Genomic DNA, 15,194 nt, shown 5'->3' with positions numbered 1-15,194 from the left:
TTATGGCGGGTAAGGCGTTTGGGTTTGTCTACCGAACTTTACTTTACACTATCGCAATCGCTTTGGTGCTTTTTGCGTTGCTGATTAGTGGGCTTCGCTATTTACTACCGCAACTGCCTGACGTGACCCAACAAGTCGAAGCGTTTCTAGCTAATAACTATGCAACCGAAGTTTCACTTGCACAAATAAGTGCTGACTGGGGACGCAGTGGCCCTGAGTTGATATTACATGAATTAGTGGTGCGGCCTGACGCAACCAAGGCAACACGCGTAGAAGTAAATGAAGCGCGGGTGCTGATTGATTTTTGGGCAAGCGCCCGTTCATTCAGTATTCAATTTGAGCGTGTCCAACTGGATGCTATGCGCTTACATTACGACCTTCGCGACAGTTATGGCAATGGCGCCGATACGCAGTTCAAGCTTTCCAATAACCTGACCGATTTATTATTGCAACAGCTTGATTACATTCAAGTTGTTGATAGTACGCTGGAGCTTGTGAACTTAGTTGGTGCAACACGTACAATTGATATTACCGAGTTACGTTGGTCGAACCAACAACGACGCCATCAAGGTGTTGGAAAGTTAGCGTTTTCTAAGGTATCCGACAACACCTTAGATATTATTATCGATGTACAGGGCTCTGATTCACGCGCATTAAATGGCCAAGTCTATGTGGCCGCAAACCAACTTGATATAACGCCTTGGGTACAACAACAGATTATTGATACCGAAATCAAAACGGCTGAATTTAATTACAAGCTCTGGCTTAACTTTAAGCAAAATAAATTTACCGATGGCCTACTGCAACTCGGTGAGCAGGCCTTAGTTTGGGAAGTTGATCAACAGCAACATCAGTTACGCATTCCGAGTGGTGAGCTTAAATTGCGTCCTTATCGTGATGGCTGGCGCGTCAATTCAAATCCATTAACTATTGAACACAATCAACGCAGTTGGGAATTACCAACCTTTAGCTGGGAACAGACGCCGACAACAGCGGCTGTGAGTGTCGATGACCTCCCGTTGGCACCAGTACTTCAATTATTAAACCTATTCGGTAGCCAAGGTGCGCAAGTCAGCGAGCAGTTCGCAGAGCGTGACACACAAGGCTTAATTGATGTGGTTTATGAAAGTGATATTAATGCCGGCGCGCGGTGGTTCGCGCAAGGCGAAAAACTAAGCTGGGGGCAATTTGCTGGCGTTCCTGGCTTAAGTAACGTCAATTTACGCGTACGAGGTATCGATAACCAATTAAGTTGGCAGTTAGATGGTACGGATGCCTCGTTTATTAGCCGTGCATTGGATTATGACGACCCATGGGCACTGCCAAAAATCGACTTGTCGGGGCAATTCGTATGGTTTGAGGATGGTGGCTGGCGCTTGCAGGTTGCTCCAGGTAGTGAGTTGCATTTAGATGGCTTATCAATTGGCCTCGTCGCTACATTGCAACCGAGTGACGAGTCGGTTTATGTTGATGCCATCGCAACGAGTTTGAACCAAGAGCCAATTGATGCTGAAGTATTGCGGCATCATTTACCCGTGGTTATGGGCGACAATCTTCATGATTATCTTACTGTGGCCTTACAAGATGGCCAGGCGCAAGATCTCGCCATGGTGTGGCGTGGTGCCGTCGAACACTTTCCTTATCATGATAATCAAGGGATATTCGAAGCGCGCACTCGAATCTCCGGATTAAATTATAAGTTTCAACCAAACTGGCGGCCGATTTACGATGCCAACGCCGTGGTGAACTTTCGTAACGAGCGCATGCACATCAAAGCGACTGATGGACTGTTAGGGAATGTGCAAATCGAGCGCGCCGATGTGGTGCTACCTGACTTACTCGGTGGTGAGCAAGCGCGTTTAGATATTACCGCCGATATTGCTGCTAACGCGAACGAGTTAAAACCAATTTTTGACGACAGCCCGCTGGCAAATTCGCTGGGTACCACGTTTGCTGAACTTCAATTAAGCGGGCCAATGACGAGTCAGCTAAAATTGACCATTCCGTTAGCGGAATCACCTCAAGTTGTTGCGGAAGGCTATGCACAGTTAGATGATGTCAGTATGTATGTGCGTGGTTTAAAAGAGAGTTTTCGAAATCTACACGGTCGCGTACATTTTCGTAATGATGTGATTGACGCGCAAGATTTGGTTATGACCTGGCGCGGATTTCCGTTGCAGGCAAATTTGAATAGCTCACAACGCGAAGATGATTACTATGTTGAGGTTGCGGCGTTGGGCACGTGGCAACTTGATGAATTTGCTCCGCTTACTGCCGGTGAGATGCCTTGGCAGGCCGATTTCAATTTAAGTTTACCCAAAGACGGTGGTTATTCTTTTCGGTGGCAACAAACCGCAGATTTACAGCCGACGGTCATTAATGTTCCTGCGCCATTTGCTAAAACTGCCGATGAATCAGAGCAGTTAGAGCTCATCGTTTCCGGCAGCCAAGATAGTATTTTGGTCAATGCTGAGCTTGGTGAGAGAGCCATGCTGGAGCTGCAATTTGATGGCGCCGCCAATGTTCTTCAATCGGGTTATGCGCGTATTGGTAACGCTGTATCACAAGCGCCAAACCCAAATGTTTTGAGGCTCAATCCAACGTTTACGGTCGAGGCAAACTTACCGCCGAGTGATGTTGAAGTGTGGCTGGAACACTACGAGCACTTATTGAGTTTTATGCCTGAGGGTTCTGGTGAAAGCCAACTCGCTAAGCTGTTACAACCGGATTATATTCAGCTTTTAAGTCCGCAATTAAATTATGGCAGTGTGGTGCTTAACGACGTGACTGTTGTTGGTTGGCCAGAACAAAAGAATTGGCGCGCGCGCATCGATTCTCAGCAAGTCATTACAGAAGTTGAGTGGCGTCCAGCAACAGCCGAAACGGGCAGTGCGCAGTTATTATTGAACGCTGACATTATTGAGTTACAGGGTGCTCAGCCAGAAGAAAAGCTCGATGAAGTACTCGAAGGAGAGCAAAGCAGTTATCCACAAAGCTTTGCAAAGTTGCCTGATATCTATTTAGCCTGCAAACGCTGTCGCTACAACGTATATGATTTAGGCGAAGTGAGTCTTCACTTACGCGGCGACGAAAACCAATTAGAACTGGTTGAATTCAGCGCGAATCATCGCAATCATACCCTGAAGGCGAGCGGTTTCTGGGCGCTGGAAACAGCGACACAGCACCCGCAAACACGTATCACCGGTGAATTTAGTTCACCAGATTTTGGTGAGTTTCTGGAAAACTACGAGTTCACCTCAATGGTGCGGGATAGTAATGCAACAATTGCTTTTGATCTAAGCTACCTTGGTGCGCCGCAAGAATTACAAGCAAGTTCGTTGAATGGCACCGTGAACTGGCGCTTAGGACAAGGTTACCTGAATGATGTGAGTGATCGTGGTGCGCGATTATTCTCGCTACTAAGTCTCGATAGTATTTTGCGCAAATTACGTTTCGACTTTCGTGATGTATTCGCAAATGGCTTGTTCTACACGAACTTTAGTGGGGATTTCAATATCGTCAATGGCATTGTCGCGACAGATAACACCCAACTCAACGGTGCTGCGGGCGATATGGAAGTGAAAGGCCAAACCAATTTAATGACGCGCAGCTTAGACTACGACTTGCAGTTTGTGCCGAAAGTCACTTCAAGTTTGCCAGTTATTTTAGCTTGGATGATTAATCCACCATCAGGGCTAGCTGCGTTAGTGATTGATCGCATGTTGCACGACGCCAAAGTAATTAGCCGTCTTGAATACAAAATTTCTGGCACTATGGATGAGCCACAAATTGAGGAAGTCGCGCGAGATAGCCGCGATGCGCCAATTCCACCGGAGGTGCAAGTTGAACCAGAAACAGAACAGCCATCAAGTACAACTGACGGCGCTGCAACTAACCAGCAGCCCGAGACCGCAACAGAATCTTCAGGAAATTGAGGCTCAATTACAACAACTCCCAGATTTTCGTCCCCAACTTGTGGTACTACCTGAGGCTTGTCTTTGCTTCGGCGCCGGTGACAAACGTCAGCGCGAAATAGCCGAACTCCCTGGCGTAGGCCCAATGCAAGACGGCCTCGCAGAATTGGCCAAGCGATTTAACGTGTGGTTAATTGGCGGAACTATGCCTCTCATCGACAACGTTGATGATACAAAATTTAGTGCGGCGAGCTTGGTATTTAATCCTCAGGGCGAGTGCGTCGCGCGTTATAACAAAATGCATTTGTTTGATGTTGACGTTGCCGACAAAACCAAAAGCTACCGAGAGTCACATTGGACAGAAGCCGGTGATAGCGTTGTTACGGTCACCACAGAGTTCGGTACGATCGGGCTTGCAGTATGTTATGATGTGCGCTTTCCCGAGCTATTTCGCGCCTTAAGAAATGCTGGTGCAGATATTTTCGTATTGCCTTCAGCCTTTACACAGGTTACCGGCAATGCGCATTGGCATGTGCTGACCCGTGCGCGAGCGATTGAGCAACAATGCTTTATGGTCGCCGCCGCCCAAGCTGGAGAACATGAAAATGGGCGTCAGACTTATGGGCACGCCCTTGTTATTGATGGTTGGGGCCGCATATTAGCTGAAACAGAAACGCTGCAACCGGGGTTAGCGACGGCGTTGGTCAATACCGACAGCTTACACAAAATCCGCCAAGATATTCCCGTAGCGAAACACTTCAACCGTAGTAAAAAGGTTATTCATGCAAGCACAGAACGTTGAGCAAAACCTGCTTCACCAATACCAATTAGATAGTGACAAATTACATCAATCGTTGGCGACGCTTTACACCGGCGCAATAGATTTTGCAGATATTTATTTGCAAAGTAGCGTAAATGAATCGTGGGTTCTCGAAGACGGTATTGTCAAAGAAGGAAGCTTTCATATCGAAGCGGGGCTTGGAGTACGTGCGGTGCATGGGGATAAAACCGGTTTCGCGTACGCCGACGATATCTCAACGCAAGCACTGCAAAAAGCTGCAGCCGCTGCTCGCGGCATCAGCTTAGCTGGTCAAAATAAGCAGGTGCAAGCATTTGCTTCGGCTCCTGTCGGCATGCGATATGCACCAGTGAACCCATTAGCGAGTTTGAATGAGCAAGCGAAAATCGAGTTGCTGCGTGAAATTGATGCCTATGCGCGCAGTCTGGATTCGCGAGTAGTCGAAGTGATCGCCAGCATCAGCGGTAGCTATGACGAAGTGTTAGTTGCCGCAACCGATGGCACGTTTGCAACCGATATTCGACCTCTCGTACGCGTGAATTGTACGGTACTCGTCGAGCACAATGGTCGTCGTGAGCGCGGCAGTGCTGGTGGCGGTGCTCGTGTTGACTACCATTACTTTACTGCCAATGTGAGCGACAAGCCGCGCTGGCAAACCTACGCCGATGAAGCTGTTCGCCAAGCGTTGGTCAATTTAGAAGCACGTCCAGCGCCTGCTGGAACCATGCCGGTGGTGCTTGGTGCAGGATGGCCGGGTGTTCTCTTGCATGAAGCCGTGGGCCACGGTTTAGAGGGCGATTTTAACCGTAAAGGCGCATCGGCCTATGCCGGTAAAATCGGTGAAATGGTAGCCTCAGAATTGTGCACAATCGTAGATGATGGCACCTTGGCCGACCGTCGCGGCTCATTAGCCATTGACGACGAAGGTACCGAAGCGGGTTACAACGTGCTGATTGAAAAGGGCCGCTTGGTTGGCTACATGCAAGATAAAATGAATGCGCGCTTAATGGGCGTGAACCCAACCGGAAATGGTCGTCGTGAAAGCTACGCCCATTTACCAATGCCGCGCATGACCAATACCTACATGCTTGCTGGGGAACATGATCCAGAGGAAATTATTGGTAGTGTGAAACGCGGCATTTACGCTCCGCACTTTGCCGGTGGCCAAGTTGATATTACTTCAGGCAAGTTTGTGTTCTCAGCATCTGAAGCGTATTTGATTGAAGACGGTAAAATCACCGCACCAGTGAAAGGCGCGACGCTAATTGGTAATGGTCCAGATGCCATGCGACAGGTATCCATGGTTGGTCACGATCTCGCGTTAGACCAAGGCGTAGGTGTGTGCGGAAAAGATGGTCAAAGTGTTCCGGTTGGTGTTGGACAGCCAACCTTAAAATTAGATGCGATGACGGTGGGTGGCACCGACTAAGCGGTGGCCACCTCACGCAAGTATTTGAACAGCTCGCGCTTCGCGGTCGGCGGTTTGTTTTGTTCAGCCTGTTTATTGGCCTGACGATACAACTGACGAAGTTTTTGCCGGTCAGCATTTGGATAAGTATCGATGAATTGCTGAATCGCATCATCACCAGTTGCCAATATCGCATCACGCTGTTTCTCAAGTTGATGAAACAAAGCGTTTTGTTCGTGATGCGAATGTTCGAGTTCAGCAAGTGCTTGCTCAATTGGCCCGGTATCGCGATGGCGCATCATTTTACCGATGAGCTGTAATTGGCGACGATAGCCTTCGCGCGTATTACGAATACGCTGTGCCAGATGAATAGCGTCAAGTAGCTCTTCATCGAGAGGAATTTTCGCTAATTTGCCTTCAGCAAGGCTGACGAGTTGTTCGCCCAGCTGTTGTTGCGCTTCGGCGGCGCGTTTTAGTTCGGATTTACTGACGATTTCATCGTCGTGCTCAAATTCGCTCATGGGGATGCCTCTGTGGTTTCGAGCGAATTGTACCCGAACAAGAGACATAAATACAAAAACGATATTAGCTATTGGATATTAGATATTAAAAAAGCAGGGTTAGAAGCGTCGTCGCTAATATCTAATATCCAATGGCTAATATCGCAGTAAGGTTTTCAAAGGAGAGGTAATGATTCCTGACAAAAATGAACTACAAACAGAACTGCACGACGTCGAGCAGGCTGTCACCGACGCCATAGCCTACGCCAAGCAACTTGGCGTAAGTGCAGCTGAGTGCGCGATGAGCCGCAGTAGTGGCATCAACGTTGCCACTCGGTTAGGTGAAGTAGAAACGGTTGAGTTCAATCAAGACGGCGCACTGGGGATTACGGTTTTTCGGGGTCAGCAAAAAGGTTCATCTTCTACCACCGACTTGACCGCGAAAGCGATTCGCGCAGCAGTAGAGAAGGCAAACGATATTGCGCGCTATACCTCGGCAGACCCATATGCTGGATTAGCGCCGGCTGAAATGATGGCAACGGATATCCCTGATTTGGATTTATGTCATCCCGCCGATCAGAGTGCCGAGTTTGCACTCCAGCAGGCTCTTGCTTGTGAAAATCACGCACTCCAGCTTGATCCGCGCATCGTTAACTCTGATGGTGCTGGCTACAGTAGCCATGTTGGCTATCGTGTGTATGGTAATAGTCATGGTTTCGTTGCCGGTTATTTACAGTCGCGGCATAGCTTAAGTTGCTCATTAATTGCGAAAAGTGGCGATGCGATGCAGCGTGATTATAGCTATACCGTGGCGCGCCATCGTGACGATTTATGGACACCGCAACAGGTTGCCGAAGACGCCGTACAAAGCACCGTATCGCGTTTGGATGCGCGCAAAATTGCCACCGCAAAGGTACCTGTGATTTTCCGTGCCGATGTCGCGAATAGCCTATTTGGACATTTGGTCGCCGGTATAAGTGGCGGTAGTTTGTATCGTAAATCGAGCTTTCTTGTGGACCACTTGGGTAAGCAAGTGTTGCCAAGTTGGCTAACTGTGCAAGAGCGTCCACATTTGCGTGGTGCACTGGCGAGTAGTCCGTTTGACCATGAAGGGTTGGCGACGCATGATCGCGATATCATTCAAGATGGTGTGCTACAAACTTACTTATTAACCAGTTATTCGGCGCGCAAACTGGGTATGCAGCCAACAGGCCATGCCGGCGGTATTCATACTTGGGAAGTGAATCATCAAGAGAAAGATTTGGCTGCGTTGTGCAAAAAAATGGGTACCGGATTGCTGGTAACCGAACTGATGGGGCAGGGTGTGAACATTGTGAATGGCGATTACTCGCGCGGTGCTGCAGGTTTCTGGGTTGAGAATGGCGAGATTCAGTACCCAGTTGAAGAAATCACCATTGCCGGCAATTTAAAAGATATGTTGGCAAATATTGTAGCTATTGCGGGTGATGTTGATGCGCGGCATGGCGTGCGCACTGGGTCGGTCTTACTAGAAGAAATGCGTATTGCTGGGGTTTAACCCAGCAATAGAGTGGCAGTGCCAAGGAAGGCAAAAATACCAACGACATCGGTTACGGTGGTGAGAATCACACCGCCGGCTAAAGCCGGATCGATATCAAACTTTTTCAAAATCAGCGGCACCGTGACGCCCGCTAAACCAGCGGCTAACAGGTTCGCCATCATCGCAAATGCGATGATACCTCCTATCACAAGATCTTGTTTCCATAGCGCAACGACACCGGCAATGAGAATTGCCCAAATGACACCGTTGAGCGCACCAATTGCCAGCTCTTTACCAATTAACCAACGTTGGTTACTTTGACCAATGTGCCCCAACGCCATACCGCGAATCACCAATGTTAAAGTTTGTGAACCGGCAATGCCGCCCATACTTGGCACAATGGTGTTTAAGATGGCAAGAATTGCCATTTGCGCCAAGATGTCCTCGAACATTGAGCTCACCGCTGCGGCGAGGAGTGCGGTTATGAGGTTAACGCCCAACCAAATACTGCGGCGCCGAGTACTTTTGAGTACTGGCGCAAACGTATCTTCGTCGTCATCTAAACCGGCCATGCTCAACATTGAATGTTGTGCGTCTTCACGAATGATATCAACTACGTCATCGATGGTGATACGACCGAGCAAGCGGTTTTCATCATCAACAACGGGCGCCGAGATCCAGTCTTGGCGTTCAAATAGCTTGGCGACTTCGGTCTCATCCATATCGACCGCAATGCCTTGAATATCCTGATCCATGACGTCGCTAACGAGCTTGGTCGGGTCAACGGTAAGTAATCGCGTAATACCAATCTCACCAATAAACTTGTCATCGCGATCAACCACATACAATTTGTCGGTGGCTTCTGGGAGCTCGCCTTTCAGTCGCAAATACCGTAGGACCACATCGATGGTGACATCGGGACGTAAGGTGATGGTATCGGTATTCATCATACCGCCGGCAGTTTCGTCGGCGTATGACAAAGCTTGTTCTGCACGATGACGATCTTGCTCGTCCATCGATTTTAGAACTTCTTGATAGATTTGCTCTGGCAGACCACGTAAAACATAGGCAAGGTCATCGGTGTCCATACCTTCGGTTGCTGCGGCCAACTTTTCTGGCGCCATTTGCCGAATAACGGACTTCTGAACTTCTTCCGAGAGTTCCTCGAGAATATCACCGTGCTCGTCGGCATCAACTAATTGCCAGATGATGGCACGGGCTTTAGGCGGGGATGATTCGAGAAGAAGGGCAACATCCCAGGCCGGCAGGTTATGAAGCTGACGTCGCGCCTGCACGTACATGCCACGAGCTAACGATTCAGAAACTTCCTGAATGCGTTGTTCGGCAAATTCTTTGTCGGCGACTTCAGCTAGCATACGTTAAACCCTCAGTAATAAGAGAAGTTTACCGCATCATTGCTCTTCATCAAAGCGAGATTCAATTAAGTTTGCAATAGCATCAACGGCTTGGCTTGCTTCGTTACCTTCAGCAACGATATCAATCTCACGACCTTGACCACTCGCCAATAGCAGTAAACACATGACGCTCGAGGCATCCACATGCTGTTCGCCTTGTACAATAGATACTTGGGCATCAAATTGATGAGCGAGCTTAGCAAGCTTGGTTGCGGCGCGTGCGTGCAGGCCGAGTTTATTGCGGATGGTAACGGTGCGACGGATGACATCGGTCATAAGAAAACCTTTAAGGAGCTTTAGGCGTTATGATTTTGCGTGGCGACTTGCTTCACGATGTCGCACTTGCACCTTGAATGGTTGTTCAGCGAAACGCTTGGCAAGTTGTTCGGCAATATAAACCGAGCGATGCTGGCCACCCGTACAGCCGATGCCTATGGTTAAGTAACTTCGGTTGCTCCGCTGAAAATGTGGTAACCAGGTTTCAAAAAACACTTCAAGCTGATGAATAAACTTAGTTACTAGCGGCTGCTGCTCAAAAAAATGTTGTACTGCCGGGTCATTGCCAGTTAATGGCTTGAGCTCTGGCACCCAGTGTGGGTTGGGTAAAATACGCGCATCAAATGCATAGTCTAAATCAGGCGGTAGCCCATATTTGTAGCCAAAGGACTGAAACACCACAATTAATCGTGAAGCGGCTTTACCAAGCACGCGCTCGGACACTTGTTCGCTGAGCTGATGAACACTCAAATCACTACTATCGATACGCCAAGTTGCGCGTTCCGCCAATGGCTCAAGCATCGCTGCTTCAGCGGCTAAGGCATCCGCCAATGGCATTTCTTTTTGTGAGAGCGGGTGCAGGCGACGGGTTTCGCCAAAGCGTCTTAGCAAAATTGCTTCCGATGAGTCGATGTAGAGGATTTCTGGTTTAACTTTGCTGGGCAGAAAATCGAGCGCTTCGGTAAGCTCATTTTGATCGGCAGGTAAATTGCGCACATCAACACTGACCGCAACTTTGTCATATTGATCAATGACTGCATGCACAAGTGTAGGCATCAGAGTAATCGGTAAATTATCGACACAGTAATAGCCGAGATCTTCAAGAACTCTCAGCGCAATAGTTTTCCCGGAGCCGGATCGGCCTGTGACAATAATTAATTGCATGATGCTTCTACTTAACCCGTGAACAGGTCATATAATTCTTGATCGCTCTGGGCATCACGTAAAGCCCGCGTACAATTCTTATCATTTAATCGTTGTGCCACCGACGCCAGCGTTTGCAAATGTTGCTCATGCTGGTCTTCAGGTACCAATAGCGCGAAAATAATGTCGACCGGCTGATTATCAATGGCATCGAAATCGATAGGTGCTGATAGCGTCATGAGTATTGCTACAGGTTTGTTAGCACTCGCTAACCGACCATGTGGAATTGCAACACCCATACCGATACCGGTGCTGCCCAATCGTTCGCGATTCAGCAGGCTTTCAAAGACATCGAAGCTGGTTGTGCCAGACAGGCGAGGCGCGGCCAGTTGGCCAATGAGCTCAAGTACTTTCTTTTTACTTGAGCCGTCGACTGCACAGCGCGTGCAGTCGGGGCTTAACAAGGTGGATAAATCCATGATTTAGTGACGTTTCATCTTTTCTTTATGTTTAATAACCTGCCGATCGAGTTTGTCGATCAACCCGTCGATGGCGGCATACATATCTTGATGCTCTGAATCTGCGAAAATTTCGCCGCCATTCAAATGCAGCGTAGCTTCCGCTTTTTGCGTCAACTTTTCAACATTTAAAATGACATGGACGTTATTTATGTGGTCAAAATGACGTTCGAGCTTGCTAAATTTGCTATCAACATACTCGCGCAAGGCGTCAGTGATTTCTACGTGATGACCAGTCAGATTAATTTGCATAACATCTTCCTTCTGTTGTCCAAGATTCAGATAAGACGTTTGCGTTGACTCGAGGGCGGAATATTGAGTGCCTCTCGATACTTCGCAATGGTCCGTCTAGCTACTTGGATACCCTGTTCCGCTAGGAGTTCAGTCAATTTACTGTCACTCAGCGGCTTTTTCGGGTTTTCCGCAGCAACTAGCTTTTTCAACAACGCGCGTATCGCCGTTGATGAAGCTTCTCCACCCGTATCAGTGCCAAGCTGACTAGAGAAGAAGTACTTCAATTCAAACACACCACGCGGCGAATGCATATACTTTTGCGTGGTTACTCGTGAAATAGTTGATTCGTGCATATCAACCGCACTGGCAATGTCGGCTAAAACCATCGGTTTCATGGCTTCTTCACCGTATTCAAAGAAGCCTTGTTGGCGCAAAACAATAGCGTTGGCTACCTTGAGCAACGTTTCGTTGCGGCTATCAAGGCTACGAATAAACCATTTGGCTTCTTGTGTTTGCTGGCGTATGTATTGCATGTCATCAGTTTGGCGCGATCCTTGGCATAACTTCGCGTAACTTTCATTTACCTTAAGTTTAGGCACACTTTCTGGATTTAGCTCAACCATCCAGCGATTATTTTTTTTGCGCACTAAAATATCCGGAATCACATAGTCGTCATCACTTTGATTGAACGCCTCGCCCGGTCGCGGTTGTAGTTGTTGAATGAGCTCAATGACTGCGGCTAAGTCGTCTTCATTCAAGCGTAATCGCCGCGCCAACGTTCGGTAATCACGACTGCCCAAAAGAGCTAAATGCTCACGAACTGCCGTAAACGCTTCATTGCGCCACGGTGTATCGGTGGGTAAGTGTAGAAGTTGCAAGGCGAGGCATTCACCGACATCGCGAGCGCCGACGCCGATAGGGTCAAAATGTTGAATACGCTTAAGTACAACAGCCACTTCATCGAGCTCAACTGGCTCGTCTAACTGCTGATTGACGGCGCTAATGATGTCGTCAAGCGAGGCGGTTAAGTAACCACTATCATCAATGGCGTCAATGATGGCGAGGGCAATGACTTCATCAACAGTAGAAAAATGCGAGAGCTGCATTTGCCAGATTAGATGGTCGTGCAAACTTGTGCTTGAGGCGCCTTCAAATACTGAATCCTCGCCATCGAAACTCGATGCTGACTGACCTAAAGAAGCAGAACAAGGACTATCCCATAATTCATCGTCGTCGCTGATTGCGGTTTCGCCCTCCGCTTCGGCTTGCTCAAGTTCAAGTAGGGGATTTTCTTCAAGCGCTTGTTGAACTTCTTGCTGTAGTTCCAGCGTTGAAAGCTGCAACAGTTTAATCGCCTGCTGCAGCTGTGGTGTCATTGACAGCTGCTGAGAGAACTTAAACTGCAGACCTTGTTTCATTAAACCACCTAGAGGGTGAATTGTTCGCCCAAATACACGTCTTTAACCTGTTGGTTATTTAAGATGGTATGGGCGTCACCGGTCGCTATCAACTCACCGTGGCTAACAATATAAGCATTTTCACAAACCGAGAGGGTTTCGCGTACGTTGTGATCAGTAATTAGCACACCAATGCCGCGATTTTTCAGATGCTCAATAATTTTTTTAATATCGAGAACTGAAATGGGGTCGACGCCTGCAAACGGTTCATCGAGCAAAATAAACGCTGGGTCAGCGGCAAGAGCACGAGCAATCTCGACGCGACGACGTTCACCGCCGGACAAGCTCATCCCGAGGCTATTCGCAATGTGGCCAATATGAAACTCTTCGAGCAGACCATCTAAACGTTCTTCACGGCCATTGGCATCGAGGTCTTTGCGCGTCTCTAAGATCGCCATGATATTGTCACGTACGGTCAATTTTCGAAATATTGAGGACTCTTGCGGCAGATACCCAATACCGCGGCGCGCACGCTCATGCATTGGAAGCAACGAAATATCTTCGTCATCAATCATGATGCGCCCTTTATCGTTGTTGACCAAGCCAACAATCATATAGAAAGTAGTCGTTTTACCAGCCCCATTCGGGCCCAGCAAGCCGATAATTTGACCGGATTCTACGGTTAGACTGACGTCTTTTACTACTTGCCGCTTGTTGTACGATTTCGCGAGATGCTCAGCGATTAGTCGGCTCATTCTGGTTGTCGCTCTTTTTCTTTGGCATAAAAATGGTGGTCACACGATCCGCATCATCTTCGCTACGGTTAGCTGAAAGCTGTTGCGTCGCAAAGTTATAGATAATCTCGCTACCTTGTATCACGCTATTTTCTTGCGAGACCTTCACATTGCCAGAGAGTGTCAATAATTGCTGGCTTTGATCGTAACTAATTATTTCCGCTTCAGCCGTGATGGGCGAGCCATCGTCCAACTGCTGCTCATAAACAGCGGGGCTACCTGTGGCGGTGAATACATCCGTTTGATCATCACGACGTGTCACTTCAAGATGATCGGCACGAATCGATAAGCTACCCTGACGAATCACGACATTTTGATCGAACACCGCTACTTTTTTGGCCACATCAAATGACTCACGTTCGGCATTAATCTGAATCGGCTTATCAAAGTCTTCGCGACCTTGCGCAGCGCTCTCATTCACACTTATAGCATTAATTGCTAGTAGCGCTACGACCGGTATAAATCGTTTCAACATGTTTTGTCATTTCCAATGTTTGGGCGCGCAAATCGGCACGCATTCCTTCACCTTTTGCCGTGAAGTCACGACCAATAATTAACACCGGCTGTTCGGTGATAACCAATTCTTCGCGCGTATTAATTGTCAAATAACTGGTTTCAATACGTTCGACAAATTCTTCGGCAGACAGACTCGTCATTTCAATATTACGTTCTAATACCAGTGTTTTATCTGCATAAAACGAACCTTGTTCGGCTTCAACTTGCCACATCGGCCCGTTATTATCGAGCTGCACAATATAAGTTGGCGCCATTAACTCGGTTAGTCCAATGGGGCTGTAGTGCGTCATTTGTTCGGCAGCTATTTTGTGAGCAAGTTCACCTTGTTCGCCGTATACCCGCACAATTAAACCTTTGGCGGTAAAGTCAGGTTTTATTTCTCGATAACCCTGCTGTTCTTCGGTACTCACGCTGTCATCGAACGGTCGCCAAATCAGCACTGCTGCTGCGAGAAAGATAATGCCAATGATAACCAGAATATTCCGATTCACAGGCTCACTCCACCGTGCAATTGTAATTGTCCCTGTGCCAACAAAATTAAATCGCTTAATTCCCGCACGGCACCGTAACCGCCGCGTTGTGCGGTGACATAATCTGCCGATTGTTGCACAAACGGATGCCCATCTTGCACTGACACACCAACGCCACTGCGTTTGAGCATGTCAACATCAGGTACATCATCACCGATACTGGCAACTTCACGTGCATCTAAGTTTAGCTTGGTCAACAACTGCTCAAAGCAGGTTAATTTATCTTCTTGGCCTTGATAAATATGCTTTACCCCCAGCGCGGTCATACGATTTTCGACAATGGCCGAACGTCGCCCGGTAATCACAGCAACCTCGATGCCAGCATTCAGCAGTGCTTTGACGCCAAACCCATCACGTGTATTAAACGCTTTAAGTTCTTCTCCTTGGTTACCCAAGTAGATACAGCCGTCAGAAAACACCCCGTCGACATCGCAAACCACCAGTTTAATTTGCTGGAATCGGTCAAATAATGTCGCATTAATGTCGCCGTACCAGGTACTGATCATTTCC

The 15,194-nt window shown here is 48.1% G+C and carries 15 protein-coding genes; 4 read left to right on the top strand and 11 right to left on the bottom strand.

Going from position 1 to position 15,194, the window contains the following annotated elements; genetic code table 11:
- Positions 1-2: 2 nt before the first annotated feature.
- The 3 genes from BM292_RS06730 to tldD are packed head-to-tail and all read left to right on the top strand — an operon-like array spanning position 3 to position 6,142.
- Positions 3-3,935, top strand: a complete 3,933-nt coding sequence (locus tag BM292_RS06730; protein ID WP_092856673.1) for a YhdP family protein — start codon at positions 3-5, stop codon at positions 3,933-3,935.
- Positions 3,844-4,716: a carbon-nitrogen hydrolase family protein gene (locus tag BM292_RS06725; protein WP_245751832.1), complete on the top strand. Its 873-nt coding sequence runs from the start codon at positions 3,844-3,846 to the stop codon at positions 4,714-4,716. Before BM292_RS06730 ends, BM292_RS06725 begins: the two co-directional genes overlap by 92 nt.
- Positions 4,697-6,142 carry a metalloprotease TldD gene (tldD, locus tag BM292_RS06720; protein WP_092856667.1) on the top strand — a complete coding sequence of 482 codons (1,446 nt, stop codon included), beginning with the start codon at positions 4,697-4,699 and terminating at the stop codon, positions 6,140-6,142. The genes BM292_RS06725 and tldD overlap by 20 nt, the downstream gene beginning before the upstream one ends.
- On the opposite strand, the gene yjgA is transcribed toward tldD, so the two are convergent.
- On the bottom strand, positions 6,139-6,642 hold the full coding sequence (gene yjgA, locus BM292_RS06715; RefSeq protein ID WP_177203798.1) for a ribosome biogenesis factor YjgA: 504 nt from the start codon (positions 6,640-6,642) through the stop codon (positions 6,139-6,141). The two genes, tldD and yjgA, sit on opposite strands and share 4 nt — an antisense overlap.
- A gap of 169 nt (positions 6,643-6,811) precedes the next feature.
- Here yjgA and pmbA point away from each other — a divergent pair, with 169 nt between their 5' ends.
- Positions 6,812-8,158 carry a metalloprotease PmbA gene (pmbA, locus tag BM292_RS06710; protein ID WP_092856660.1) on the top strand — a complete coding sequence of 449 codons (1,347 nt, stop codon included), beginning with the start codon at positions 6,812-6,814 and terminating at the stop codon, positions 8,156-8,158.
- Here the strand turns inward: pmbA and mgtE are convergent.
- Genes mgtE through kdsC form a run of 10 tightly spaced genes read right to left on the bottom strand, consistent with a single transcriptional unit; the run spans position 8,155 to position 15,190 of the window.
- The gene (gene mgtE / locus BM292_RS06705; protein WP_092856657.1) at positions 8,155-9,516 is read right to left on the bottom strand and encodes a magnesium transporter; all 1,362 of its coding nucleotides are present in this window, start codon (positions 9,514-9,516) and stop codon (positions 8,155-8,157) included. The genes pmbA and mgtE overlap by 4 nt on opposite strands.
- Positions 9,517-9,552: 36 nt before the next feature.
- Positions 9,553-9,831 (bottom strand): HPr family phosphocarrier protein, encoded by a 279-nt coding sequence (locus BM292_RS06700; RefSeq protein WP_092856654.1) that lies wholly within the window; start codon positions 9,829-9,831, stop codon positions 9,553-9,555.
- 27 nt (positions 9,832-9,858) lie between these two features.
- The gene (rapZ, locus tag BM292_RS06695; protein WP_092856651.1) at positions 9,859-10,716 is read right to left on the bottom strand and encodes an RNase adapter RapZ; all 858 of its coding nucleotides are present in this window, start codon (positions 10,714-10,716) and stop codon (positions 9,859-9,861) included.
- An 11-nt stretch (positions 10,717-10,727) separates the two neighbouring features.
- Positions 10,728-11,174, bottom strand: coding sequence for a PTS IIA-like nitrogen regulatory protein PtsN (gene ptsN, locus BM292_RS06690; protein WP_092856649.1), 447 nt, complete (start codon positions 11,172-11,174; stop codon positions 10,728-10,730).
- Between the two features lie 3 nt (positions 11,175-11,177).
- Complete coding sequence (hpf, locus tag BM292_RS06685) at positions 11,178-11,465, bottom strand: ribosome hibernation promoting factor (RefSeq protein ID WP_092856647.1); 288 nt, start codon at positions 11,463-11,465, stop codon at positions 11,178-11,180.
- 26 nt (positions 11,466-11,491) lie between these two features.
- On the bottom strand, positions 11,492-12,865 hold the full coding sequence (locus BM292_RS06680) for an RNA polymerase factor sigma-54 (RefSeq protein WP_092856644.1): 1,374 nt from the start codon (positions 12,863-12,865) through the stop codon (positions 11,492-11,494).
- A gap of 8 nt (positions 12,866-12,873) precedes the next feature.
- Complete coding sequence (gene lptB / locus BM292_RS06675) at positions 12,874-13,599, bottom strand: LPS export ABC transporter ATP-binding protein (RefSeq protein ID WP_092856641.1); 726 nt, start codon at positions 13,597-13,599, stop codon at positions 12,874-12,876.
- Complete coding sequence (gene lptA / locus BM292_RS06670; RefSeq protein ID WP_092856638.1) at positions 13,580-14,113, bottom strand: lipopolysaccharide transport periplasmic protein LptA; 534 nt, start codon at positions 14,111-14,113, stop codon at positions 13,580-13,582. The genes lptB and lptA overlap by 20 nt, the downstream gene beginning before the upstream one ends.
- On the bottom strand, positions 14,070-14,645 hold the full coding sequence (gene lptC / locus BM292_RS06665) for an LPS export ABC transporter periplasmic protein LptC (RefSeq protein ID WP_177203797.1): 576 nt from the start codon (positions 14,643-14,645) through the stop codon (positions 14,070-14,072). The genes lptA and lptC overlap by 44 nt, the downstream gene beginning before the upstream one ends.
- Complete coding sequence (gene kdsC, locus BM292_RS06660) at positions 14,642-15,190, bottom strand: 3-deoxy-manno-octulosonate-8-phosphatase KdsC (protein WP_218151673.1); 549 nt, start codon at positions 15,188-15,190, stop codon at positions 14,642-14,644. The genes lptC and kdsC overlap by 4 nt, the downstream gene beginning before the upstream one ends.
- Between the last annotated feature and the right edge of the window lie 4 nt (positions 15,191-15,194).

This window comes from Pseudidiomarina tainanensis, assembly GCF_900115255.1.
GTDB lineage: Bacteria > Pseudomonadota > Gammaproteobacteria > Enterobacterales > Alteromonadaceae > Pseudidiomarina > Pseudidiomarina tainanensis.
This window is presented reverse-complemented; position numbering and strand designations above follow the sequence as displayed.

Coding starts and splice junctions, on each gene's coding strand:
- pmbA (WP_092856660.1), top strand. CDS start 6,812: ATGATTCCTGACAAAAATGAACTACAAACAGAACTGCACGACGTCGAG.
- mgtE (WP_092856657.1), bottom strand. CDS start 9,516: ATGCTAGCTGAAGTCGCCGACAAAGAATTTGCCGAACAACGCATTCAG.
- kdsC (WP_218151673.1), bottom strand. CDS start 15,190: ATGATCAGTACCTGGTACGGCGACATTAATGCGACATTATTTGACCGA.
- ptsN (WP_092856649.1), bottom strand. CDS start 11,174: ATGGATTTATCCACCTTGTTAAGCCCCGACTGCACGCGCTGTGCAGTC.
- BM292_RS06680 (WP_092856644.1), bottom strand. CDS start 12,865: ATGAAACAAGGTCTGCAGTTTAAGTTCTCTCAGCAGCTGTCAATGACA.
- rapZ (WP_092856651.1), bottom strand. CDS start 10,716: ATGCAATTAATTATTGTCACAGGCCGATCCGGCTCCGGGAAAACTATT.
- yjgA (WP_177203798.1), bottom strand. CDS start 6,642: ATGAGCGAATTTGAGCACGACGATGAAATCGTCAGTAAATCCGAACTA.
- lptA (WP_092856638.1), bottom strand. CDS start 14,113: ATGTTGAAACGATTTATACCGGTCGTAGCGCTACTAGCAATTAATGCT.
- BM292_RS06700 (WP_092856654.1), bottom strand. CDS start 9,831: ATGACCGATGTCATCCGTCGCACCGTTACCATCCGCAATAAACTCGGC.
- tldD (WP_092856667.1), top strand. CDS start 4,697: ATGCAAGCACAGAACGTTGAGCAAAACCTGCTTCACCAATACCAATTA.
- BM292_RS06730 (WP_092856673.1), top strand. CDS start 3: ATGGCGGGTAAGGCGTTTGGGTTTGTCTACCGAACTTTACTTTACACT.
- hpf (WP_092856647.1), bottom strand. CDS start 11,465: ATGCAAATTAATCTGACTGGTCATCACGTAGAAATCACTGACGCCTTG.
- lptB (WP_092856641.1), bottom strand. CDS start 13,599: ATGAGCCGACTAATCGCTGAGCATCTCGCGAAATCGTACAACAAGCGG.